18 protein-coding genes are annotated in these 24300 nt (G+C 43.6%); 5 read left to right on the top strand and 13 right to left on the bottom strand.

Features of this window, described 5'->3' with window-relative positions; translation table 11 throughout:
• Positions 1-192 precede the first annotated feature (192 nt).
• From pstB to L0992_19665, 4 genes are all read right to left on the bottom strand, one after another.
• Positions 193-942 carry a phosphate ABC transporter ATP-binding protein PstB gene (gene pstB / locus L0992_19650; GenBank protein ID XGB70229.1) on the bottom strand — a complete coding sequence of 250 codons (750 nt, stop codon included), beginning with the start codon at positions 940-942 and terminating at the stop codon, positions 193-195.
• Positions 943-1032: 90 nt separating this feature from the next.
• Positions 1033-1896 (bottom strand): phosphate ABC transporter permease PstA, encoded by an 864-nt coding sequence (gene pstA, locus L0992_19655; GenBank protein ID XGB70230.1) that lies wholly within the window; start codon positions 1894-1896, stop codon positions 1033-1035.
• A gap of 15 nt (positions 1897-1911) precedes the next feature.
• Positions 1912-2841, bottom strand: a complete 930-nt coding sequence (gene pstC, locus L0992_19660) for a phosphate ABC transporter permease subunit PstC (GenBank protein ID XGB70231.1) — start codon at positions 2839-2841, stop codon at positions 1912-1914.
• A 112-nt stretch (positions 2842-2953) separates the two neighbouring features.
• Positions 2954-3775, bottom strand: a complete 822-nt coding sequence (locus L0992_19665; GenBank protein XGB70232.1) for a phosphate ABC transporter substrate-binding protein — start codon at positions 3773-3775, stop codon at positions 2954-2956.
• 468 nt (positions 3776-4243) lie between these two features.
• Between L0992_19665 and L0992_19670 the strand changes: the two genes are divergently transcribed.
• Positions 4244-5887 (top strand): methyl-accepting chemotaxis protein, encoded by a 1644-nt coding sequence (locus L0992_19670; protein ID XGB70233.1) that lies wholly within the window; start codon positions 4244-4246, stop codon positions 5885-5887.
• A gap of 109 nt (positions 5888-5996) precedes the next feature.
• On the opposite strand, the gene L0992_19675 is transcribed toward L0992_19670, so the two are convergent.
• From L0992_19675 to L0992_19705, 7 genes are all read right to left on the bottom strand, one after another.
• Positions 5997-6554, bottom strand: coding sequence for a DUF1566 domain-containing protein (locus L0992_19675; GenBank protein ID XGB70234.1), 558 nt, complete (start codon positions 6552-6554; stop codon positions 5997-5999).
• Between the two features lie 2 nt (positions 6555-6556).
• The gene (locus tag L0992_19680; protein XGB70235.1) at positions 6557-8041 is read right to left on the bottom strand and encodes a DUF1566 domain-containing protein; all 1485 of its coding nucleotides are present in this window, start codon (positions 8039-8041) and stop codon (positions 6557-6559) included.
• A gap of 4 nt (positions 8042-8045) precedes the next feature.
• The gene (locus tag L0992_19685; GenBank protein XGB70236.1) at positions 8046-10373 is read right to left on the bottom strand and encodes a proprotein convertase P-domain-containing protein; all 2328 of its coding nucleotides are present in this window, start codon (positions 10371-10373) and stop codon (positions 8046-8048) included.
• Between the two features lie 9 nt (positions 10374-10382).
• Positions 10383-12524 carry a TonB-dependent hemoglobin/transferrin/lactoferrin family receptor gene (locus L0992_19690; GenBank protein XGB70237.1) on the bottom strand — a complete coding sequence of 714 codons (2142 nt, stop codon included), beginning with the start codon at positions 12522-12524 and terminating at the stop codon, positions 10383-10385.
• Complete coding sequence (locus tag L0992_19695) at positions 12525-14546, bottom strand: prolyl oligopeptidase family serine peptidase (protein ID XGB70238.1); 2022 nt, start codon at positions 14544-14546, stop codon at positions 12525-12527.
• Positions 14547-14803: 257 nt separating this feature from the next.
• Positions 14804-15712 carry a lipase secretion chaperone gene (locus L0992_19700; GenBank protein XGB70239.1) on the bottom strand — a complete coding sequence of 303 codons (909 nt, stop codon included), beginning with the start codon at positions 15710-15712 and terminating at the stop codon, positions 14804-14806.
• Positions 15713-15750: 38 nt separating this feature from the next.
• A complete protein-coding gene (locus L0992_19705) occupies positions 15751-16692 on the bottom strand; it encodes a triacylglycerol lipase (protein ID XGB70240.1) in 942 nt (313 codons plus the stop codon).
• Positions 16693-17171: 479 nt separating this feature from the next.
• Between L0992_19705 and L0992_19710 the strand changes: the two genes are divergently transcribed.
• Complete coding sequence (locus L0992_19710) at positions 17172-18419, top strand: SGNH/GDSL hydrolase family protein (GenBank protein XGB70391.1); 1248 nt, start codon at positions 17172-17174, stop codon at positions 18417-18419.
• A 115-nt stretch (positions 18420-18534) separates the two neighbouring features.
• On the opposite strand, the gene L0992_19715 is transcribed toward L0992_19710, so the two are convergent.
• Positions 18535-19866, bottom strand: coding sequence for a DEAD/DEAH box helicase (locus L0992_19715; protein ID XGB70241.1), 1332 nt, complete (start codon positions 19864-19866; stop codon positions 18535-18537).
• Positions 19867-20227: 361 nt separating this feature from the next.
• Here L0992_19715 and L0992_19720 point away from each other — a divergent pair, with 361 nt between their 5' ends.
• Positions 20228-20494: an Lpp/OprI family alanine-zipper lipoprotein gene (locus L0992_19720; GenBank protein ID XGB70242.1), complete on the top strand. Its 267-nt coding sequence runs from the start codon at positions 20228-20230 to the stop codon at positions 20492-20494.
• A 165-nt stretch (positions 20495-20659) separates the two neighbouring features.
• Here L0992_19720 and L0992_19725 read toward each other — a convergent pair whose 3' ends face one another.
• A complete protein-coding gene (locus L0992_19725) occupies positions 20660-21634 on the bottom strand; it encodes a L,D-transpeptidase family protein (protein ID XGB70243.1) in 975 nt (324 codons plus the stop codon).
• A gap of 347 nt (positions 21635-21981) precedes the next feature.
• Here L0992_19725 and deoD point away from each other — a divergent pair, with 347 nt between their 5' ends.
• Positions 21982-22692 carry a purine-nucleoside phosphorylase gene (gene deoD / locus L0992_19730; protein XGB70244.1) on the top strand — a complete coding sequence of 237 codons (711 nt, stop codon included), beginning with the start codon at positions 21982-21984 and terminating at the stop codon, positions 22690-22692.
• An 82-nt stretch (positions 22693-22774) separates the two neighbouring features.
• Positions 22775-24244 carry a lactate dehydrogenase gene (locus L0992_19735; protein ID XGB70245.1) on the top strand — a complete coding sequence of 490 codons (1470 nt, stop codon included), beginning with the start codon at positions 22775-22777 and terminating at the stop codon, positions 24242-24244.
• Positions 24245-24300: the final 56 nt, after the last annotated feature.

Here is a 24300-nt window from a genome sequence, read left to right on the forward strand (position 1 = left end):
ATTTCCTGCCCAAAATTTCATCGACATTGGGACTTTTTTAAAGGCATAAAAAAGCCCCACCTAAAGTGGGGCAAAACTTCCATCGCTTATAGTTATAGTGATAATTCTGTCGATCTATTCGATTATCTAACCTGCGTATCAGTTAGCGTGCTGGTTTTGCTAAAAGGCCAAACACAGCACTTGAATAATCAATTAACCAAAGTCACCGTTTACGTAACCTTTAGTACGATCATCTTTTGGCTCGCTGAAGATAACACTCGTTTCGTTGTGCTCTACAAGCTCTCCCATTAGGAAGAAAGCAGTACGGTCTGAAATACGACGCGCTTGCTGCATTGAGTGCGTTACGATAACGATAGTGAAGTCTTTCTTCAGGTCTTCCATCAATTCTTCAATCTTGTGCGTTGCAATTGGGTCTAGAGCCGATGTTGGTTCATCCATTAGGATTACATCCGGTTCCATTGCAATGGTACGAGCGATACATAGACGCTGTTGCTGACCACCAGACAAACCAAATGCATGTGCTTTAAGACGGTCTTTTACTTCATCCCAAAGTGCCGCACTGCGCAGTGAGCTTTCTACTACTTCATCAATGTGCTTCTTGTCTTTGATACCTTGAGCACGTAAGCCGTAAGCCACGTTCTCGTAGATGCTCATTGGGAATGGGTTTGGCTTTTGGAATACCATGCCTACACGAATACGTAGGTCAGCCACATCAATATTGCCGTAGATGTTTGTGCCATCCATATCCAGCTTACCTTTGATAGTAACGCCTTCAATTAGGTCATTCATGCGGTTCAAGCAACGTAGTAGCGTTGACTTACCACAACCAGATGGGCCAATCAGTGCTGTAACCTGACGAGTTGGAATTGGCAGGTTGATAGATTTAAGCGCTTGGTTGTCGCCGTAAAACAGATCTAGGTTCTCAATATCAAATTTGTTCATTTTCGTAATCTCTAAATTCTTAAATTCGTGTCTAGCTTGATGCTTTCTTTATCACGGAGGCTCTCTTTGTTGTTGAGCCAGCTAATCAGCTTAGTAAGTTGCCGTGTTGAAGCGTCTTGCAATCAGTTTTGTAACCATGTTGATCAAGAGAACCAATACGATTAAGACAGTCGCCGTGCCGTAGGCTTGGTTCCACTCATCGATAGTAAATAGCTCTGTTGTCAGCTTATATAAGTGAACCGTTAGTGTACGGCCAGAATCGAATACTGATTCAGGAACACGTGCCACCATACCTGCTGTTAAAAATACAGGTGCTGATTCGCCAATTACACGACCAATACTAAGAATGACCGAAGTTAAGATACCTGGCATTGCGCTTGGTAAGATCAAACGCCAGATAGTGTAGATTTTTGAAGCGCCAAGGCCGTATGAGCCTTCGCGGTAAGTTTGTGGTACTGCCATCAATGCTTCTTCTGTAGTACGAATGATTACAGGAAGAATCAAGATACTTAGCGTTAAGGCACCCGATAGAATCGAGAAGCCAAGGCCAAGAATCGAAACAAAGAAGGTCATACCGAACAGACCAAAGATAATCGATGGGATACCAGCGAGCGACTCAGTACAGAATCGAATCACTTTCACCAATCGGCTACCTACTTTCGCATATTCTGTTAGGTAGATTGCCGTCATGATGCCCAGTGGCGCTGCGACTGCAATCGATGCAATGACCATGTAGATCGTGGCGATGATCATTGGGAAAATACCACGCTCTTCACCAGTACGAGTGTAATCGTCAGTGATGAAGTTCCAATCTACGTATTGCAGACCGTTCGATAGGATGTACCAAATAATCCAGAATAAGAAACCAACGGTTACAGCTGCTGCTGCCCAGATAAAACCTTTCAGGATGTTATCTTTGGTTTGACGTGCTTGTTTTAGTTTTACGAGATCCATATTACTTATCCTCGCCTACTTCGATTTTTCACGGTTAAGATAAAGTAGAGCACCATTTAACATCATGATGAACACTAGAAGTACAACACCTGTTGCGTACAGTGCGTTAGCGTGAACGCCACTTGCGTAAGACATTTCAATAGCAATGTTTGCTGTCAGCGTACGAGCCGAGTCCAAAATGCCTTCTGGCATTGCTGGCGCGTTACCCATAACCATGATGATTGCCATCGTTTCGCCAAGTGCGCGACCGATACCCAAAATCACACCAGTCATAATGCCTGAACGTGCAGCAGGAACGAGTAGCTTAAAAATCGTGTAGATTTTCGAAGCACCCAGTGCAAGTGAACCTTCTTTGTATGTACGAGGTACAGCACGAATCGAAGTTTCAGAAACCGTGATAACGGTAGGAAGAATCATGATACCCAGAACAATGATACCCGCCAGGATAGTGTTACCCGCTGGTACTTGGAAAATGTTCTGAATCATTGGAACGATAATTACTAGACCGAAGAAGCCGTAAACTACCGACGGGATACCCGCTAGAAGCTCAACTGCTGGTCGAATAATATCGGCAAGACGCTTTGGAGCAATCTCAGCAATAAAAATAGCGGTTAATACACCTACCGGTACACCAACAACTACAGCACCTAGTGTCGAAACAATCGATGCAACAATCATAGTTGCAACACCGAATAGAGCTGGAGGTAACCAGTCAACACCCAGAACGATGCCAGAAACACCGGCCTCTTGGAATGCAGGGATACTCTCTGCAACGATAAAGTAAGCGATAACGGCTAGTGATACGATGCCGATTACAGCACTCGATAAGAACAAGCCGTGGAAGATTCTTTCTCTCCAGTCAACGCGCTTTTTGGTGCGCAGACTCGGCTTATTGATTTGAGTCGCTTCAGTATTCATAAGCTTTTCACTATTTGCGATGGTCATATATAAAATCTCAAACTTTGTGGCTCAAAAAGAGCTCGAAATAACCAAAGTTGAAAGAAAAGGCTCAGCCTAAAGACAGGCTGAGCAATAATTTAAAGTGAATCAGTTAAGATTAGTTAACTGTGATGTAGCCTTTCTTACCAGCGATAGCTTGAGCTTCGTCTGCAACCATCCAGTCTAGGAACTGTTGAGTTTCAGCTGATGGAGAGCCATCTTTGTAAAGAACTAGGAAAGGACGAGCAACTTTGTAAGAACCGTTCTTAACGTTGTCTACAGTCGCAGCAGCGCCGTCGATAGTTAGAGCGTGAACAGATTCGTCAACTGTACCTAGAGAGATAAAGCCGATTGCGTATGGGTTGCTTGCTACAGAAACTTTAAGTGCGCCGTTACCGTTTGCAACTTGTGCACGTTGAGAGATAGCCGATACTTTCTTATCGCCAATTGTCTTCTTAAGCTTCATGATGTCTTCGAATGCACCACGTGTACCAGATGCAGTATCACGAGTGATTGCTACGATTGGCTTGTCAGCACCGCCAACATCTTTCCAGTTAGTGATGTCGCCTTTGTAGATTGAAGTGATTTGCTCAGCAGTTAGAGCAGATACTTCGTTGTTCGGGTTAACAACAACTGCGATACCGTCACGAGCGATTACTAGCTCTTTCAGGTCAGCTGTTTTCTCTTCTTCTTTTAGGTCACGAGAAGAGATACCAAGGTCAGCACTTCCATTTTTTGCTGCTTTGATGCCTGCAGAAGAACCTGGTGCTTGAATTTCGATGAACACTGGTTCGCCTTTATTCATGTAGGTTTCTGCAAAAACTTCAACCAGTGGAGAAGCACTGTTAGAGCCAACTACAGAGATAGTTTCTTTAGCTGAAGCTGTATTCACTGTTAGAGCGCCTAGTAGTGCGATTGCACCGATAACTGTCTTTTTCATCACAAATTTCCTTTAGTGGCGTTATTGCCGTAATGTTGTGTTTTGCTTGAACGGTGCCCACTTTAGAATCTGAATATGACAGTTGTGTTTCACTAAATTGAAGCCTATATGACAACTGCAATTTATTTTCTTGGTTTTCCCTTACTAAATAGCATTGAGCTAATAGAACGAGTGAATTCATAGGCGAAAAATATTAATTGCAACGTCTTCAAACCAAAACGCTTAATATCTCACCACCCCTTGTCATTACTGACTACCAGCCTCTTACCTGTATTAAATACCCCACTTTATTTAGGGGCAAAGCCTTGTTTGTACAATAAATATTCAATATTTATCAAATACCTATCGCATATATCAAAATCGAATCTATTACTGATTGAATTGTCATTCTCAGAAGTTAGAATCACCTGCTAATTACAATAATAACAATTGCTTCTGCTCATTTACTTATTCAAAGAGGGACAATACATGCGCCAACTTCTCAGTGGCTTATCGATAAAAATACAAATTCTCATTCCAGTACTCTTTTCTGTCGTATTACTTTTGACGGGTGTCATCATCGGCGGTGACAAACTGGAAAACGCTTTTAAAGATGTATCAACAGCAACCGATCAACTCATCCTACATAAAGAAGAACTCAGCGAAATCGTCGACAACAGCTATGGCATGCGCATCAAAGCGATCTACAGCCTATTCAATGCTGATGATGTGAAGACACTGGTTGCAACGCTCAATGAAAAGCGTGACCAGAATACTCGCTTACTGAATTCATTAGACACTGTGCCAGGCATGCAAGATGAAGTAGCCGCCATGAGCAAAGCGATGAATCACTATGTCGACTTTTCTCGAACCACTATGCTTCCTCTATTAAAAGCAAAGCATGGCGATACTACGCTATCGTCTGATTTTGAAGCTCGCTATCAAGTAGCCATCGATCAATATCGTCACGCGGGTAATGACATGGTGCAAGCAATCAACACACTTTCTAAAAAACTCAACCTGCTTGCGACTCAAGAAGTCGACATCAATGGCCAACAACATACCAGCACACTGGATACGGCGACCATTGCCCTGTTAGTGATTCTTTCTATCGCATTAGTCATCAGCTGGACGCTAGCAGGTATCATTGTTAAGCCACTGAGTAATATTCAAGAAACCATGCGTGAAGTAGCGAAAGGTAACCTACTGGTTAAAGCTGAAGAGTATGGCGATAACGAGATCTCGCGCCTTGCCCAAGACGTCAACAAATCCGTTGAGCAACTGCGCGACACGGTAAGTTCGCTGTCTCGAATCAGTATTGAAGTGGCGTCTGCGTCTACAGAACTAGCCGCAGTGATGACACAATCAAGCGCTAACTCAGACCAAGAGAAGCAAGAAGTGGAACAAGTCGCTTCTGCCGTCAACCAGTTAGAAAGCACAGCAGCAAACGTGAACGAGAACGCAGTACAAGCTGATTCTGCATCTAAACAAGCTGACGAAATGGCGACACACAGCATGAGCTTGTTTAATGAGAGCAACCAAGCTAATGAGCAAATGGCGGTTCAACTGAGTGAAGCTGCTAACGTTGTCGGCACGCTAAAAGAACACTCAGAGCAGATTGGTAAAGTGATCGAGGTGATTCAAAGCATCTCTGAACAGACCAACCTGCTTGCGCTTAACGCAGCAATTGAAGCGGCGCGTGCGGGTGAAAGTGGCCGTGGTTTCGCGGTTGTTGCTGATGAAGTTCGAATGCTGGCAGCACGCACTCAAGATTCAACCAAAGAGATCCAAACCATTATTGAAGGTTTGCAAGTTCAATCTGGCAACGCTAACGAGAGCATGAGCAGCTCACTAGCAATGCTAGAGCACAACCAAACACTGGCAGCGGAAGTAAGCACAGCCCTTTCTGGCATCGCGAACTCGGTAACGGACATGACGGAGATTAACACTCAGGTAGCCTCAGCCGCAGAAGAGCAAAGCCAAGTGACGTCAGACATCAACCGTAATATTTCAAACATCTACAGCTTAGTAAGCCAAAACGTAACCGGTATCACTCAAGCCGCAGCAGCAAGCCACGAGCTATCTAACCTAGCTGAGCAACAGAAGCAGCAGTTGGATTATTTTAAGGTGTAAGCTTCAAGGTTTAGGGGCTAAGGTTTAGGCTTTAAGTTAATACCTGTTCACCAAAACCTAAAAGGCCGTGGAAAACCACGGCCTTTTTATTTACGTCTTAAGAACTAATTCATTCTGCAACTAATAAAACACTAAACTTGTATTGTGCAGCGTTGTACTGATAAACCTCACCATTAATGGAATCAAACGTCATCACGCTCTGTCCATCACTTGCAGGAGTCGAACTCCATATAAATGAAGCCAAGTTTCCTGCTTCAACGTTAAACGTATCACCGAACACCTTGTGACTTATTGCTGGAGAGTGGCATGCCACTTCTTTTAATGACACTAACTCTTTGATGTTTGGCATACGCCATTCTTTTACACCTGAGAACTGATGCAACGCATGACTACCACTCTGGTCATTAATTGATTCAACCATAGCAAGTGCACTCTGCCAGTGGTAGGTTTCAGCTGGTCCACTACAAGCTAACGTTTTTGCATCCCAAGTTTTCCCCAGCTGGCAACGCATCCAAGTCAGCCCTGTGAGTTCATCACTAAACGTCCCATTATCGTTCGCCACATAGCGCGTGCTTGGAGCCGATTTTTCCATATCTAGGCTACATTCTTGTGCCATTGCACCCGCAGAAAATAGGCCAATTAAAGTTATTGAGAGTAAATTTTTCATATCTATTGACCTTGTAGTGAAACTAAACGAACTGGGAATTGGTACGAATCATAATTATCTGAAGAATCAACATCACCTGAATAGATCTCTATGGAACCAACAACCCCTCTATCTGATCCCTGAGTTCCAATCTCGTTATAATAGAAGCCACCCGTGACAACGCCATTTGTGTATTGACTATAAGTAATGGATTGAGTCCATACCGAACCAGTGTAAGTCGTATAGTCAATACCAAGGGTTTGATGTGGGAAGTACTTGTAAGTTAAACCATAAACTTCACCATCTGAGTTAGTTTCAGTTTCGCCGAAGTCAAGCAAGTTGTAGAACTCATGGAACGTTGGCAAACGCCAATCTGACTTACCGCATAAGTTCATTGCGTTGATATGCTCAACGTAATCTTGAGTGGTACATATCGCATCACCTTTCGTTTTACACGTCGCTAGATCTACGTCCTGATCGTAAGGCGTTACTAATCCAGGTAACTCTAGCGCTAAGATGCGATCTTTATATTGAACAGAGTTTTCATCATCCGTTTTCGACTCCCAAATCAAGCCACTGCGTTGATCGAGGACACAAGACCACTGAGCAGCATCATCAGCAAGCACCTGACCACTTGAATCTAACTTTGCAAACTGGAAACCATTGCCCGTATTGCTATTCAGCTCTGTTTTATCAAAGCCGTATTCTGCATCTTGACCTGGGAATGAACTCTGTGGCTCAGAGACATTTTGTGTATCATCGATATCTGAGAAATAGCGTAGAACACCAGTATCATTCAATGCTGTGGCAGCTTTCAATTCACCTTCTAAGAAATTAGCAAAAGCGGTAACTTCATCATTTGTGAGCACGCCATTTACATAATCAGCCGCACTCTTATCAAATTTCGCACTTAACTGAGCGAGCATGAATGCACGATTCGAGTGCTTAAAAGCCTTGATTGTTGATACGATATTTTGTTCCAAACTCGCGAGCTCAGACGCAGATAAATCGTCTTGTATGTCACCAGAAATAGAGATACCACTTTTCGCGAGCTGCGCTTTTAATTTGCTGTTGGCCTCAGCAACCGTCAGTCCATCCGCAACATAACCCGCCAAAAGTGAACTAATACCATTAATCTCATTTCCCGTGTTTTTTTGAAGACCGGGAGCTGCGATATAAGCGTAAGAAGACGCAGAACCGCTCGTGCTATTGGCTGCTATCCCCGTATCCACTTGAGCTAATAAAGGAACCGATAAAATTGACTTCTTAGTACTGGTAATACTAAATTCGCCATTCGCGTTAGCCGTCGAACTTGGCTCTCCGCTATCACACATATAGTTTTGATTGATGTCTGCACAGACCTTACTTTGTAAATCTACATTCTGTGCCGTCACTGTACCTGAAACTGTGTAGGTTGGTGCTGCCGATGCAGAGGTATCGGAACCGCCCGAACCACCACAGCCAGCTAGGGCCAAAGAGATGACCAAAATAGTCAATTGAGGTTTCATAGAGTTATCTTCTTGTTTTGTTTTTAAAGAGCCTTGCCATTTGAGGCAAGTAACGTGTAGCAAATGACCTGCCTAACGAAAGCAAAGACATAAATAGAATCAAGATAGGTGAAGCTGAGCCACCAGAAGAGCTATTGGTAGCTATTGGTTCTTGAGGTGAAGTCGTCGTTTCTCCACATTCATATTTCGAAATAGTGCCGAGACCCCAACGCTTTAAGCTCCCAGTTTCACCATTTACATAATCGGCAATTTCTAAACGCCAAGACCCATTAATAGGCTCACCCTTAAACGAATCAAGAACCGAGTCATGCTTGAGTGTGAAGTAGCCATCAAAGCCAGAAAAGCGTGTCGACTTATGGTTAAGTAAATCAACTCGAGTTCCCTTCGGTGAAATCAGAGTTACCACTAAGTCGCTTAAACGAGGATGCTCGATTTCTAAATACATACCGAAATTTTCGTCTGCGATCTGATCCGTTCCACTTAGTGTGAAATTGAATGTTTTAAAGCCAACGATCGGCTGATTAGTCGAGCTAAATCGGCTATCGGGAAGATAGCTATCCAACTCTTTGATATCGGATTCGAGTACAGGCAAGCCATATACAAGGGGCAAATCATGCTGCCACTTTTGTGATTTGAGTGTGTCGCTGTATCGATAGTCGACATTCGTATTCATGGTGACTGAAGAACCACACACCTCGCCTGTAGGAAGTGTCGCTTCAATCGTTAGTTGGTTAACCGGAGGACTAACAAACGACTTCACCAATTCTGAAATATTAATTTCGCCATCGACTTGAGCCTGTCTTAACGTCGGGTACAACTCAATGGTCAGCGGCTTCTTTGGATCAACATAATGATCAGGAACCTCTACTTTAAATGGTTCGATGATCAGTCCATGCACATCAAACTTTTGCTTCAATATTTCGGCATAATCTCGATTAGGATAGAGCTGTTGAGCCACAAACAGCGTGCTCTCAGCTAGATCATGCATTTTCACCCCTCGACCGAGCCCGTACATAGACTCAAGTATGATTGAATCGAACTCTTTAAAAGCGAGCTCACCATACTGTTCAACCGATGCTTTCAGAGCTTGGAACAACGGTGTTGACCAAAGTTCATCACCTAGCTCACCCGCAACACTTTCATGGGGGCGATATTCCGCTTGTCTAAAGTACCGTGCTCTTTGGTTCCAAAGGCTGCGAGTGGTATTTCTTACGCCAAAGTAGCCATCCCAGTTAAAGACGGTATCAATCTCGAACTCTTGTCCACGAGTTTGGGCATTTTCATATTGAGTACGAAAGCTAAAGCTACCCGCCCAGTAATCACCAAAACCCTCACCGATTGCACCGGTATGACCATAAGCCCAATCTTTTACTATGTGATAATGAATCCCATGCCCAAGCTCATGCAGAATGACGTCGCCGTCTAATGCATCTGGAGAACCACCACCGACACCAAACAGAGTTGCTTTAGGACCGTAGTAGTAAGTCGAGTTATCTGCAGATAGTCCTCTACCATCGAACTCAAGAGGTGCATCAAACACATCAAAGCCCAAGCTACTGATATAACGCAAAGACTGATCAAGGTGAGCAAAAACCATCAACTGTGGGAATCGCGTGTCTTGCCAATCTACATTTTGTAAATCAGCCAGGTCAGTAAACTTAGTGACACCTTCAGCTGCAAGGAAATTTGAAGCATCACGGTTCGTTACAGCACCCGAGTCAGGGTCAATCGAGTATAAGGCAGCTGCATCAACCTGAGAGACACGATCATTAGTAAGGTAGATTCCACCACTATGGTTCAACACCTCCACATCCGTTTGGACGTAGCTCGGAGAGTTAGGATACTGGCTCACATCCGTTAATAGCGTTTCTGGTGGCGCAGACCTGTCCATAGTTCTCAAATCTGGACTGAACACGTTCACATGAGTCGCAACAACTTGCCCACTGCTTAAGCTCGGTGGACGTTCTGCTTCTAATAAACGAGGAGCTTCTAACTCAGCAGCCGTTGTCGGATTTCCGTTGAGTAACACGGTATTTTCTAAGCTTCTGAAAACACGTAACACCTGTTGGTCGGTATTCGTCGAAAGAACCATAGACTTCTGTTGTTGATACTCACCTTCGATCAATACATCGAAATTGTAGTGGTTCCCCAATTTAGACTGTGTTTCATAGCGAAACCTTAGCGTACCAACCTCAGGATAAGCATTTTCCAAATAAGCCTTAGCTTCTTGTTGCGTTGTCACAACGGTGCTGCCAATTGGGTAATCCCACTCAGCGGCACTGCTTGTTGCAGAAGCTAGGCACAAAGCGAGATAAAGAGAACTCTTCTTCATATGTCCTCCTTAAAACTCATACTTGGCGTTAACAGTGAAGTAACGACCAGGCTCTGTAGAGTAAAGTTTATTGCTGTCCGCAATACCCGCAACATCTTGGTATCGGATGTATTCTTTATCAAATAGGTTGATCACATTGGCGCTAACATCCAAGCCAAAGTTCCAAGAGTAACTCAAACCTAAGTCGACACTCGCCCAACCAGCGGTCGTCGCACAACCGGTAACGATACCTAAGTCATCTTCACATTGAGGTACGTTATCCATAGCTTGTGCCCAATTGACCTGCGCATAAGCAGAGATAGCGTTGTCGTCATAAGCTATCTCTGCATTACCTTCCCAAGGTGTGAGTGTACGAACTTTTTCTCCATCCTCGTCTTCTCCATCAACGTAACCAACCTTGGTACTCACACTCCAAAACTCGCTTAAACGATACGCAATTGAAGCCTCAATGCCATACGTCTCGACTCCATTTACATTTTGATATTGCTTGTAGTAGTTACCTGTATTTGAGTCCGGCACAAACGTGATCTGTTTAACGTCGATAAAATTATCGAACTTTTGATAAAAAACGGCCGCGTAAAGCTGCGTTTGTCCATTATCAAACTTACTGCCTAATTCGAATGAATCACTGGTTTCGGCCTCTAGATCCATATTCGGCACAATGACAAATGGGGTGATTGGGACAAAATCATGGTTCTGGTAACCATAAATTTTGTCATAACCCGGAGCTCTAAAACCGTGATTGTAAGAAAGGTATGTATTTAACGAGTCCGTCAACTGATAACTCACCGATAAGCTAGGAGAAAACTCACTCGAATTTTGTTCCTTGACTTCATAACCATTGATCGTGTTCTGTGACTCAGGTTTCAACTGGTGTAAATCAAAACGAGCACCTGCCGTCACAGTCCAATGGTCAATTTCAATCGCGTCACGAATAAAGGCGGCAAAGTTGTACGAGCGAGCGGGAGCAAAAGGCACATCCGTGTTAAGTGACACTCCGTTCCAATCTAAAACAGAGGATTGACTTGGACGCTCATGGAGGTTGGTTTCCATATTCACACCATAAGACAAGGTATGATTCATGTTGTGATGTTGGAATGCACTAATAAAATCGGCGTTTACACCAAGAAGCTGATCGGTAAAACCACGTACATCAATCGTTCTGCGTAACTCAGAAACGTTGTTGTTGGTTCGAGACATCAAACGATTGGTGGTATCTTCATTCGTCATATCACGCCAATAGATCTTGGCATCCAATTCCTCGAACCAAGTATTGGAAGGAAGGTACTCAAAGCCCGCATACGCAGAAAAAGTCTCGGTATAGGATTGTTGATCAAAATCTTCAGTATCCCACTTGCCATCTTTTTGGATCTTAGAGGTGCCCTCTTTTCTATTTAGATTCTCTTTATAGTACTCAACATTCCCTTTAAGCATTAATGCATCACTTGACCAGTAATTCAGCGTATAACCACCACCGACACCATCTATTTCTCGGTTATATAAGTCTTCGTCAAAATTACGAGTTTCTTCACCTTCCCAATAAGAAAGGTTTATCAAGCTTTCAAACTTTCCCGAACGAAAAGCAAGGTTTGTCGCGCCTTTGTATTTATTACTGATACCGGTATAGGTTGCTGAGACATCACTATAGAAGTCTTCGTTGTCGAGATAATCCCCCGGCTTTTTAGTCCGAACCACTACCACACCACCAATAGCACCCGAACCAAATACAGACGAACTCGCCCCTTTTATAACCTCAATACTTTCGAGGTTAGACATATCAAACGAGTTACGCCCTATCTTGTCATTGATGTCATTAGCACCAAAGCCATCAGCAGACTTGATTCCATCTTTCACAATCAAGATACGGTTACCAGTCATTCCGCGGATAGTGATATTTTGAGGTCGCCCCGCTCCCCCAGAAACACTGACTCCCGGTTCGCTCTTTATTGCATCATAAAGCTCTGTTGCGCCCTTTTTTTCGAGTTCTTCACCAGTAATCACGGCAACTGAACCTGCAACTTCTGATAGTGGCTGTTCAATTTTATTCGCTGTTACGATCACTTCTTCAAAGTGATAAACCTCGGATTCGGCGTGCACGAGGTTGGCAGCAAGTACGCTCAGTACTGCCGCTGATAGGGGGGAAAGCTTCATTTACTGCTCCGCTTTAATGTCTTTCAGGGTAAGTGATAAAAGAAATGCGTACTCAAACGCTTGTTGTGACTGGGAGCGCCGCCTGTCGGTCGAGTGCCCCTGAGTAAAGTTTGTCGCTAACAGATAGGGCCCACTTCCGGTCGTAAGTTCGTTAAGTTTCGCGTAATACTTAGCCCCTTCCCAATAAGGAACGCGGCGGTCATTGAGGCCAACTTGAATTAATATCGGTGGGTAATTTATTTCTCTAAGATTCAAATAAGGGTCGTATTGCTGCATTACCTTCAATTCATCGGCAATATTTGGATTGCCCCACTCACCATACTGCTGAGCCGTTAGAGGTATTACAGAATCAGACATGCTGTTCACGACATCGACAAAGGGGACTTTAAGGACTGCACCATTAAACAAGTCAGGAGCCTGATTTAATGCTGCGGCAACAAGAGTGCCACCAGCACTTCCACCCATAGCGTAAATTGGGCGTCTACCTTGATCGTATGTCGTCAAATCTCGAGCTACAGCAATGAAATCCGAGATAGCATTCTCTTTTTTGACCCCTTTTCCTGCTTGGTACCAAGCGTCACCATAAAAGCCGCCACCGCGAACATGTGCAATTGCATAAATCACGCCCTCATCAAGTAGGCTAATGATTTGGGGCATAAAGTAAGGCTTCATCGTCATTCCGTAGGCCCCGTACCCGTACAAAAACAGAGGTGTATCCTTCGTGAGCTTATCCTTGCGATACGCCAAAGTCACTGGGATCGTTACCCCGCCAGAGTTGACGATGACTTGCTCGGAATAATAGTTAGATTTTTGATATTCAGGGTAGTGATCTTGAGAGAAGAGCTCTCGTTTTAGAGTGTCAGTATTCAGCCGCTCCCACTTCGCTGGCTGAGTTAAAGACATGCTTCGAATGTGCAGTTTGTTACTTTGGTAGTCACCTACTTGGCTTACCCAAGCAACTTGACCTGGTTCTGCTATCAGCTGTCTTGAACGATGACGTCCGTCGTTATCGAAGAATTGTAAAAATTGAGACGCACCAGTCTGGGTGATGATCACAGGCCCCGACTCAAACAGATGAAAGTTACTGATTCTAGAATCATCACTCGGTTCAAAAACAGCATTCCAATTATCTATTTTTGATGCTTGATTAAGCGCTACCGAGTAAAAAGCAAATCCCTTACGAGCATGGTTACTGTTCGAGAATAAACGAGAGCCAACAACATCAACGTAGTACTCCACGCCAGTTCTGCGAGGTAAAAGAGGTTTAGAGATTTCGCCGGTATCAAGATTTAACAGACGTTGCTCACTTGAATCCTCACTGTTTGCCTGAACGATAGCAAATTGCGTATCACTTGAAAGGTAGAACGACAGTAACCACGCAGAATCTGGTTCTTCAATTAATTGATTTGGTTCTGACTGGTCTAAGAAGTATTGCGTTAGCGCATAAGGTCTCGAAGTTTGTTGCTCAAGTTGAACCAAATACAGAGATTGATCGTCTTTCGACCACGTAAGCGTACTGTCTACATTCCGCGCGATTGGGGTAACTTGACGAGTTTTAAGATCAACAACACTGACTCGGTACTGTTCTGATCCTTTGACATCTTCGGCGATCGCCAGCTGTGTTCTTGTTGAGTTTAATGTCCAGCCAGCTAACTGATAGTAATCAAGATCGGTAGATCGATCGTCAAGGTTAAGTAGCTGCGTTGATTCTTCATTCCCAACCAATCGGGACAATAAAACTCTTTCACCATTGTGATTGAGGATCGCATACTCATACCCACCGATTTCAAGCCACGGTTTGTCAGCTATCTCTGGGCGGTTGCCCTGCCAATTGTCTTGCAAGGATTCACTCAATAACCGAATACGTTCTTGATACTGCGAAGTTTTATTATTTTGTTGATTAAGATAGTTGAGTACGTTGTTCGCGCTACGGGAATCATCTCTAAGCCAAGAGAACTGATCGGAAGCACTGACCGTCCCCGTCAGTAAAAGAGTAAAAGCTAACAACACAAACACTTTCATAAATCCAACAAATCCATACGCTAATTTAATAAATTTCGCGTATACTGCACCCAAACGATAATGAGATCAATTATCATTTACATAAATATGTGATATTAATCACGATAGATACGCCAATTAATTATGAATTGGTCTTGTATTACTATGTAATATTTATGTTTATTCAGAGAAGAAAGGTAGTTGATAATTTTGATTATAAGCAATAATTTACCTTAATACAGAATAAGCAATCGTTTACTTAATTAAACTAAATGACTTTACTGTTTAGCTTCATTAGCTCGAATTCTTTCAATCGCTTCTACTCTTCTAAGCTGTTCTGGTAGGAAATGTTCAGTTCTAAGTTGCGCAATTGTCTCTTGTTGCTCGTTTTCTGAGAGGGCTGAGTCGTTCAAAACATCATTTCGTTCTGCGAAGTAGACCTCTAAAGAGTCTTCAAAGGCCGCTCTTTGTTTATCAAGAGCTTCAAGCCTTTGGGTTGCTTCTTCACCAACAAGTTCGCTTCTCTTTAAGTATTTACCCTGTTCATCGAGACCTTCAGAGCTAGAGAGCTGTTGGAGTAACACTTGATTCTGGTGACTCGACTGAACATAATCAGGTTGCTCAGATAGATAGGATTCGAGTCTTTGTTGGTATTCTTCATCCTCTAATCCCTCCTGCTTCAGAAGTAACTTTTCTAAAGCGATCTCTCTCATGCGATTGTCATGGGTAAACAGAATACTAATATCGCTTGGGCTAAAGAATTGAGCTTGGAGATCGAGTAGCGCTTGATTGAGTGCTTGTAAGTCTTCGGCTGAGATTGATGTAGTGTCGAACTGAACATCCAACGAGGCCAGTGCCGATTTATACTCAAGGTATTTAGCAAACAATGCCTCATCGACAACGGCACTTTGTGATTGATCGTGATGTTTTGCCACGTTGTCACGAATATCTTCAAGGGTTAGCTCGGTATTGCCTGAGACGAAATATTCCATCATGTCTTTGGCTGATGCATCATCGATTTCGGTATCTTGTTGAGAGGTGGCCTTCAAAGAGGAGGCGCTTTGTTCCATTTTTTTGTTTGAGTTTAGCTCGTCTGTCTTAACAGGAAAAAAGGTTGGATACAAAAAGACCGCCGCTGTACTCATCAGGGTTATCGTGGTTATCGACAAAATAGCGGTCTTTTTCATTATGTGTTCCTTAAGGTCTTAATAAATGGGTAGGCAGCCTAAAGGCCGGCCAGCTTCAATCGATTAGCGTGTTGACGATAGAGCGTCACAGGATCGGTCTCAAAGAGATGGTGAATCCCCAGCAACCCATTAATTTCGTCTAGGTGATTCATTTTATAGTCGTCACCAATCACTTTGCCCAAGTGTGCGCTGCACGCCCCCACTAGCCCATCATTCGGTTCATTGAAGGCTAAGCCAAGAATTGTCATTGCTCCGTCGGTAGGATCAAGAAGGTTGGTAAAAGTGGATGACCCTGTCCAGGAGTAGTAATAAACGCCGTTACCTGCTTGCCATTCACCATCACCGCACTCAGATGTTGGAACGCCTTCAGGGTAAAACTGATTGAATGCAAGCGAACCTTCTGTAGTCAGAGCTTCTAGAGATGCGAGACCGTCTTGGTCAAGATCCGTTCCACCAGATAATAGGTTGATGAGCGTAGTCAACCCACCAGCAAGTTTAACCGCAATACCTTCTGTGGCTGAGCCTTCAGGTACGGTGCCACGAACTAAATCGGCCACCTTAGAGCCTTTATGAACGCCACCAATACTTGTTACTGATGCAACCAGATCTGGACGAACTGATGCCACATAGCGTGCAGTCGGTCCGCCATGGCTGTGTCCAACCAGATTCACCTTACTCGCTCCGGTTGCCGCTAAAAGTGTTTCAACTTGAGCCAGTAACTGTTCGCCACGAACTTCAGAGCTGTTGGTCGCAGAAACCTGAGCGAAGTATACGCTCGCGCCATCTTTTGTCAGCGATTCAGGTACGCCATAGAAATAGTCGACGCCTGCCAACGTATCGAAACCAAACAAGCCATGTACCAACACAATGGGATATTTCGTTTCAGTGTATCCGCTGACTTCTAGTGCCGATGCGCTCGTTCCTGCATAGGCACCAAAACTGGATAGACAAGCTATCGTCCAAATTAATATCTTTTTCAATGCTCTTTCCTTAAACAGATTAGACCTCTGATGAGTAAAAGAACCGTAGTTGATGATTTTATAAAACAGAAAATAGCAACTTGATATTTGTGAGATTGAACTGGAATTAAACAGTAGTGATTAACATCAACACAAACAGATTAAGATCTAAGGCCAAGATATTAACTAATTGATTAAATTAACATTTAACGTGTTCACATGAACTCGTACTTCCAATAAACTAACTGAAATATCAACCTAACATTCACAAAATTCAAAAGATCAATGACAAATGTTCAAGCGTTTAAACCGTTATTTATCAATCATAAACCCGTTGGAAATTTGATATTTATGCCAGTAATGACACTCCAATAGTTTGAATATATTGACGTGAATTATTAATTTTCTGTATAGGTCGTACCAGTCATCTAGTTATTCACTTATCAACAAGCAACAACGTTTCCATTGGCTCACCTCAAAATAAAAAAGAGAACACAATGATGAAAAATACGGCTTTAATACTCGCGTTAACCATGCCTTTTGGTGCTTATGCCACTGAAGATCCAATACCAACACCTGAATCTATAACATCCGCTCAAGTGCTTAGCACACAAGGCTCAGAAACTTACTCTTACGTTCGATGTTGGTATCGAACCGATGCGTCGCATGACTCTGCAGCTACCGATTGGAAATGGGCGAAAAAAGAAAACGGGGACTATTACAGGATCAACGGATATTGGTGGTCTTCCGTTTCATTCAAAAACATGTTCTATAGCGATGCCCCACAATCTGAAATCAAACAACGCTGTGAAGAGACGCTCGACATCCAGCATGACGTCGCTGACATCACCTATTTTGCCGCAAACAATCGCTTCTCTTACAACCATTCAATCTGGACCAACGATAACGTAGTTCAAGCCAATACCATTAATCGCATTGTTACTTTTGGTGATAGCCTTTCTGATACTGGGAACCTATTTAACGGATCTCAATGGGTTTTCCCCAATGCGAATTCATGGTTTCTGGGGCATTTCTCAAACGGTTTGGTTTGGACGGAATATTTAGCCAAAGCCAAAGATGTACCTCTTTATAACTGGGCCGTCGGCGGTGCAGCAGGCACTAACCAATATGTCGCGCTGACTGGTGTCTATGACCAAGTCACTTCCTACTTAACCTACATGAAAGTCGCTAAAAACTATCGCCCTGAAAACTCCCTGTTTACGCTCGAGTTTGGACTCAATGACTTTATGAATTACGATCGAGAAGTCGCCGATGTTAAAGCCGATTTCAGTAGCGCTCTTATCCGACTAACCGAGTCTGGGGCGAGTAATATCTTACTCTTCACATTGCCTGATGCGACCAAAGCACCGCAATTCAAATATTCAACCGAGCAAGAGATCATCAAAGTCCGAGGAAAGATCTTAGAGTTCAACCAATTCATTAAAGCGCAAGCTGAGTATTACCAAAGCATGGGGAAAAACGTGGTGTTGTTCGATGCGAGCGCGTTGTTCGCCAGCATTACTGATAACCCTGAACAGCATGGCTTTAGAAATGCGAGTGACGCTTGTCTTGATCTCAACAGAAGCTCAGCCGCGGACTATTTGCGAAGCCACAGCTTAACCAATGACTGTGCCACCTATGGTTCAGACAGCTATGTATTTTGGGGCGTGACACACCCAACGACTGCTACTCATAAATACATTGCTGACCACATCTTGGCGTATTCGTTCTCGACGTTCGATTTCTAGTTAAATACCGGAAGTTAGACACTTAGACAAAGTCGATATACAAAAAAACCGCCTAATAATGGCGGTTTTTATTTATTTCAGTTTTACAAACAAACGCTTCTAAACTGGCTGGTGATTACTCGTCGTCCACTTTTGGTGCGACTTTCTTCTTAGGGATAAACACAGTATCACCCACTGCCACATTTTGGTGGAAGCTCTTATCGCGCTTAACCGGCTTCTTCGGCGTTTTCTTCGCTTGAGTATTGGTCTTCTTCTTAGCAGGGCCGCCTTTAGCAAACGCAGGTTTACGTGGCTTAATGCCTTTGAATTTACCTTTTAGGCCTTCAAGTACAGAGAAGTTGAGATCTTGTTGAAGGTAAAGTTCAACACGCTTGAAGCTATCCCAATCTTTTGGACCAACCAAAGAAATCGCGTCGCCTTTGTTACCCGCACGGCCAGTACGACCCACACGGTGCACGTACTCTTCCGTATGCTTAGGCATATCAAAGTTGATAACGTGGCTCACGTTTGGAATATCAATACCACGTGAAGCAACATCGGTAGTTACCAAGATCTTGTAAACCGCACGCTCGAACTGACTCATAATAGCATTACGTTGCGTTTGGTTTAGGTTACCACTCAGTGCTACCGCTTTAAGTTTCTTCTCGTTCAACTTATCTGTTAAACGGTCAGTATCAGCACGTGTTGCTGTGAAGATCATTACCTGACGGTATTCCGCTTCTTCCAGTACACGGTCTAAAATCGCTTCTTTGTGATCTAAGTGATCACATAAGTAGAATTTCTGAGTGATATCTAAGTGTTGCTCGTTAGAAACACCCACAGAGATACGCTTCGGTGCGTCTAGCATTTCGTTGGCAATGCCGTTTACTTCAGCGTGATCTAACGTTGCAGAGAACATTAGAGTCTGACGACGACGGTGTTTAGCAGCATTAGCAATACGACGAAGTTCTGGAGCGAAACCCAGGTCAAGCATACGGTCCGCTTCATCAAGGATTAGCGTTTCAACACCATCTAGGAACAATGAACGATGTTCTAGGTGGTCAGCAAGACGGCCTGGAGTTGCAACGATAAAACGAGGGTACTTACGCAGTGCTTTAACTTGGTCGTTAAAGTTCTCGCCACCCAAGATAAGCGCCGCTTCGTAAGACAAACCACCAAGCATGCTACGTAATTCACCGTAAACTTGCTTAGCCAGCTCACGAGTAGGAGCCAAAATTACACCACGAGGATCACGAGCAGAAAACGCTTTGGTTTTTAATGCTTTGTGAATCATTGGCAACACAAACGCCAATGTTTTACCTGAACCCGTTTTTGATGAAGCCAATAGATCCTTACCGGCAATAGCAACAGGGATCGCTTTCGATTGGATCTCTGTCGCTTTCTTAAAGTCGTAATGTTTTAAGTTCTTCAGTAAGCGATTATCTAAGCCTAAATCTTTAAAGTGCAAAGGACTCTCCAGTCATGATGGTATTGAATAAAATTAATTTAACGTGACATGATACCGCGAAAGTACTTTATAAGGATAGAGATCACATTAAATTTATCTCTTTATCTGTCGTTAGCTAGAACATTGTATGCATTGCCAGCAAAGGGATGGCTGCGCTAAGTCTCTCAAAATTGGATGCCAAATCTCTCATCTCATAAATGAGACAGATCGTGATGCTGAGCTAATTACCTCAAAAATTTAGCAATTTCTTTAGTTATTGTTTTTGCAGTTAAAAAATTAGTCGCTACAATCATTAATGAAGCGACTATATGATAAAGAATGTATAGCGCATCTTTTGATGATAAATAAGCAAGGAGTTCTTATGAATAAGACGTTAATCGCAGCTGCAGCCTCAGTTTTCATTTTAGCAGGTTGTTCTTCAGAGCCTGAAGAAGCTGCAGTGTCAGAAATGGATCAACTAACTAACCAAGTCGCTCAACTTACAAGCGAAGTTGAAGCACTTAAGAGTGACAAAGCAGCCGCTGAAATGAAGGCTCAAGAAGCAGAAGCAGCCGCAATGGCAGCGAAAGAAGAAGCGGACCGTGCTAACGACCGTATCGACAACATTGCAGAGTCTTACACGAAGTAGTTGAGATATAAGCGCTACTAGCTTTAGATCAAATAAGTCGTAAAAGTAAAAAGCAGTAATTAGATAGGCACCACCTCTTAACGGAAGTGGTGCTTTTATTTGGAACAAAGAAAATGAAGATAAAGGAGAGAGGAAAGCCATAACGCTTTCCCAAGAACCATCGAATTAAAACTCAATCACAGGTGGTGCTATCTCAACAGGCACACCGTTTTGCGCAAAGATAACCGCTTTCGCTTTTGAATTAGGTAGATCGGCTTCTTCTAGCCACCATTTCAGTTCCGCCGGGATTTCCAGCAACTTCTTTGAACCGTCACTTCTCGTCAATGGTTCGTGCGCTTCAATAAACACACTTCTATCCGGTTCTAGCGACACTTTAATCGGCTCATTAATGATCGTGACTTGTTCACCACGGTTCACTTGTTCAAACAGCCATTCAATATCTTTAGGTTCCATTCGGATACAACCAGAGCTTACTCGCAAGCCTATTCCAAAATCTTTGTTGGTTCCGTGGATCAAATAATCTCCAGCACCATAAGCAAGTCGCATTGCGTATTCGCCCAGTGGGTTTTCAGGCCCGGCTGGCACCACTCTCGGTAATTCGATGCCTTTCTCTAAATACTCATCGCGGATCGACTTAGGTGGCGTCCAAGTAGGGTTAGGTCTCTTTTGACTTATCTTAGTGATCATCTCTGGCGTATCACGCCCAACTCGACCAATCCCGACCGGGAACACATGCACCTGATTCTTCTCAGGTTCAAAGTAATACAGCCTTAATTCGGCAAGGTTAATGACAATCCCCTTTCTTGGGGTATCCGGCAGAATTAAACGGCTAGGAATACTTAACACATAGCCTTCAGCTGGAAGAAAAGGGTCAACGCCCTTATTTGCCGCCATTAAAGAGAGAAAGCCAATATCGTACTGCTTTGCAATAATCGCTAACGTCTCACCCGCTGCAACTTCGTGTTGCTGTATTCTGCCTACAATACGGCTCTCGGCTGGTGGCAGCTCAAATGTAGCGGCATACACCCACGATGAAGCTATCCCTCCGGCAATTAAGGTGGTTCGCACAGCAAGCGATGCGATTTTACGTAATCGCGTTTTCATAGCGAGCAAAGGCGTCGAGCTAGCGCAATACGACATACAATTCCTTGGTTTGTCTTTTATCAAAGTTTAGATTATCGCTGATTAAACGTCGCGACAACGGTTAGTTACCGCTAAATTCACATCCCTTTATCTCTCAATAGACCTTCCCTTCTACTGATACAAAGCGATTTACCCACACAAAATCGATTGCCTTTAAGGTTTCAACATATTTGGTTATCAATAATAATAAAACACTATGGGTAGACCCATTTTGTGACAAGCATCTCATGGAGCCTCGTTTTAACTCGCTAATATTGCCTCAACAAAACGAATTCAATTCAACAGAATCGGTAATTGATTAAATCCTGTTCCTATAATTACCGTTTAAACTTTGGAGAACGACCATGGCTACACCTCATATTAATGCTCAAGCTGGTGATTTCGCAGAAACAGTACTTATGCCAGGCGACCCGCTTCGCGCAAAATACATTGCTGAAACATTCCTTGATGACGTGAAGCAAGTTTGTGACGTTCGCAACATGTTTGGCTACACAGGCACTTACAAAGGTAAGAAAGTTTCTGTAATGGGTCACGGTATGGGTATCCCATCATGCTGCATCTACGTACACGAGCTAATCGCTGAGTACGGTGTGAAAAACGTTATTCGTGTAGGTAGCTGTGGCGCAGTACGTGACGACGTTAAACTAATGGACGTTGTTATCGGTATGGGTGCTTCTACTGACTCAAAAGTAAACCGTATTCGTTTCAACAACCACGACTTCGCTGCTATCGCTGATTTCGGTCTTCTAGAAGAAGCAGTAAACCAAGCACGTGCACAAGAAGTTCCAGTTAAAGTTGGTAACGTATTCTCTGCAGACCTTTTCTACACTCCAGAAGCTGACCTTTTCGAAAAAATGGAAAAACTAGGCATCCTAGGTGTTGATATGGAAGCTGCTGGTATCTACGGTGTTGCTGCAGACCTTGGTGCTAAAGCACTGACTATACTAACAGTATCTGACCACATCATTCGTGGCGAGAAACTAAGCTCTGAAGAGCGTCAAAAGTCTTTCAACGACATGATGAAAGTTGCTCTAGAGACAGCAATCAACATCTAACGATTTGATAAAAGATACATTGAAAAGCGTTACCCCGCAGCCAAGCTCACTTGGCTGCTCAAATAATCCCGAGGGGGAGATCGTGTCTAACGACAAGCTGCCAAAAGATGCGGATGGTTTGCAACTCAACTTTTGTAAAACATTGGCGTGTGACAACTTTGGCTTGAGCGATGCAAAACGGTATGTTTTGCAACACGCTAACCCTAAGCGTCCAGCGATGGTTTGCCGTGAATGTGGAGCTTTCCCCCCCTTACTTAACAATCGTGAAGTGTTAAGCGAACTTCATCGCCTAAGACAACTTCACAGCGATGGGCTTCCTGCTTGTCGTAATGATGATTGCGGTAACTTCGGCTTATCGGTTCATACCCATAAACATCTTTATCATGCCTTCGGCTACAGTGGCGACAGGCAGCGTTATCGATGCAAAGACTGCCAATCAACCTTCGTTGATAAGTGGTCTGGATCCAATAAAAAACTCCAGTTTCAAGAGAACCTCATGGGCTTATTGTTCATGGGCTATTCCGTACGTGAAATCTGCAGAAAATTAGAGATCAACCCCAAGACTTTCTATGACCATGTTGACCATATAGCCAGCCGATGCCGTCGCAAATTAGCGATGATCGATGCACGATGGGTTAATCATGCCAAAGACTATCAATTCGCTTCCCATTATCAGCGCTTACAACCACAAAGTAACAACGGTGTGGTTTGGATAGCGACGGGTGAGGCGCATTCTGGCTATATCCTTTGCCAACACGTGAATTACTCACAAAATGAAGAGCCATCAAGGAATGTTGATCACAACCCTTATGATGATGTAGCGCGCTTCGTATCCAAAGAGCACTCTTCAGAGGCAAACCTTGAGCTTCCTCAACCGTCAGACAAACTAAAAGAGCGTATTGAACAGCAGTACCAAGTGATTCTGGCAAGAGGCAATGTTGAAGACCCTATGGGTAACCTCACAACGTTTAGCTACCCTTCGAAAGGGGCGCTCATTCGACCGCCTTATACGTCTTATGCTCACTTCCTGCATGTGCTTGATATGTGTGATGAGAACAAGCACGTTGCGATCTATATGCCACAAGATCCATTACTAAGATCTGCCGCCCTGAGCGTATGTTTGCCGCGTATACAGAGTCAAAATATTGACCTTATGTATGTGGAAGAAGATCTAGGCTGGCAAGATGAGCAGAGTTTTGAAAAGATCGACATCGTTCACATGAGTTGGTGGCGCGATCGTTGGGCTATTGCTAACCAAGGTGATAACCAGAAAGGTATCTGCTACCTAACGGGTAACAATCCAGAACCAAAACAGTGGTTTAATACCGCCTCAATTCAACAAACTAAGTTCTATCAACAGCGCTTTCAGTTGTTGTTTGATAGCTTTATTAATGAACCTAGACGTAAGCTTCGTCCAGGGGGCATTCTTCCATTACTCGACATATTTAGAGCTTGGCACAATCTGTGCTACCAAGATAAGCAAGGGCTCACGGCAGCGCAACGCTTAGGTGTTGCAGAGCAGCCATTGACCCTAAAGCAACTGCTTTCATAGAAACAGAGCATCTAGTTTATTATTCGGGAACTCATTGATTTTAAAGTAACAACATG

The sequence above is a fragment of the Vibrio pomeroyi genome (genome assembly GCA_041879425.1).
In the GTDB taxonomy this organism is placed as follows: domain Bacteria; phylum Pseudomonadota; class Gammaproteobacteria; order Enterobacterales; family Vibrionaceae; genus Vibrio; species Vibrio pomeroyi_A.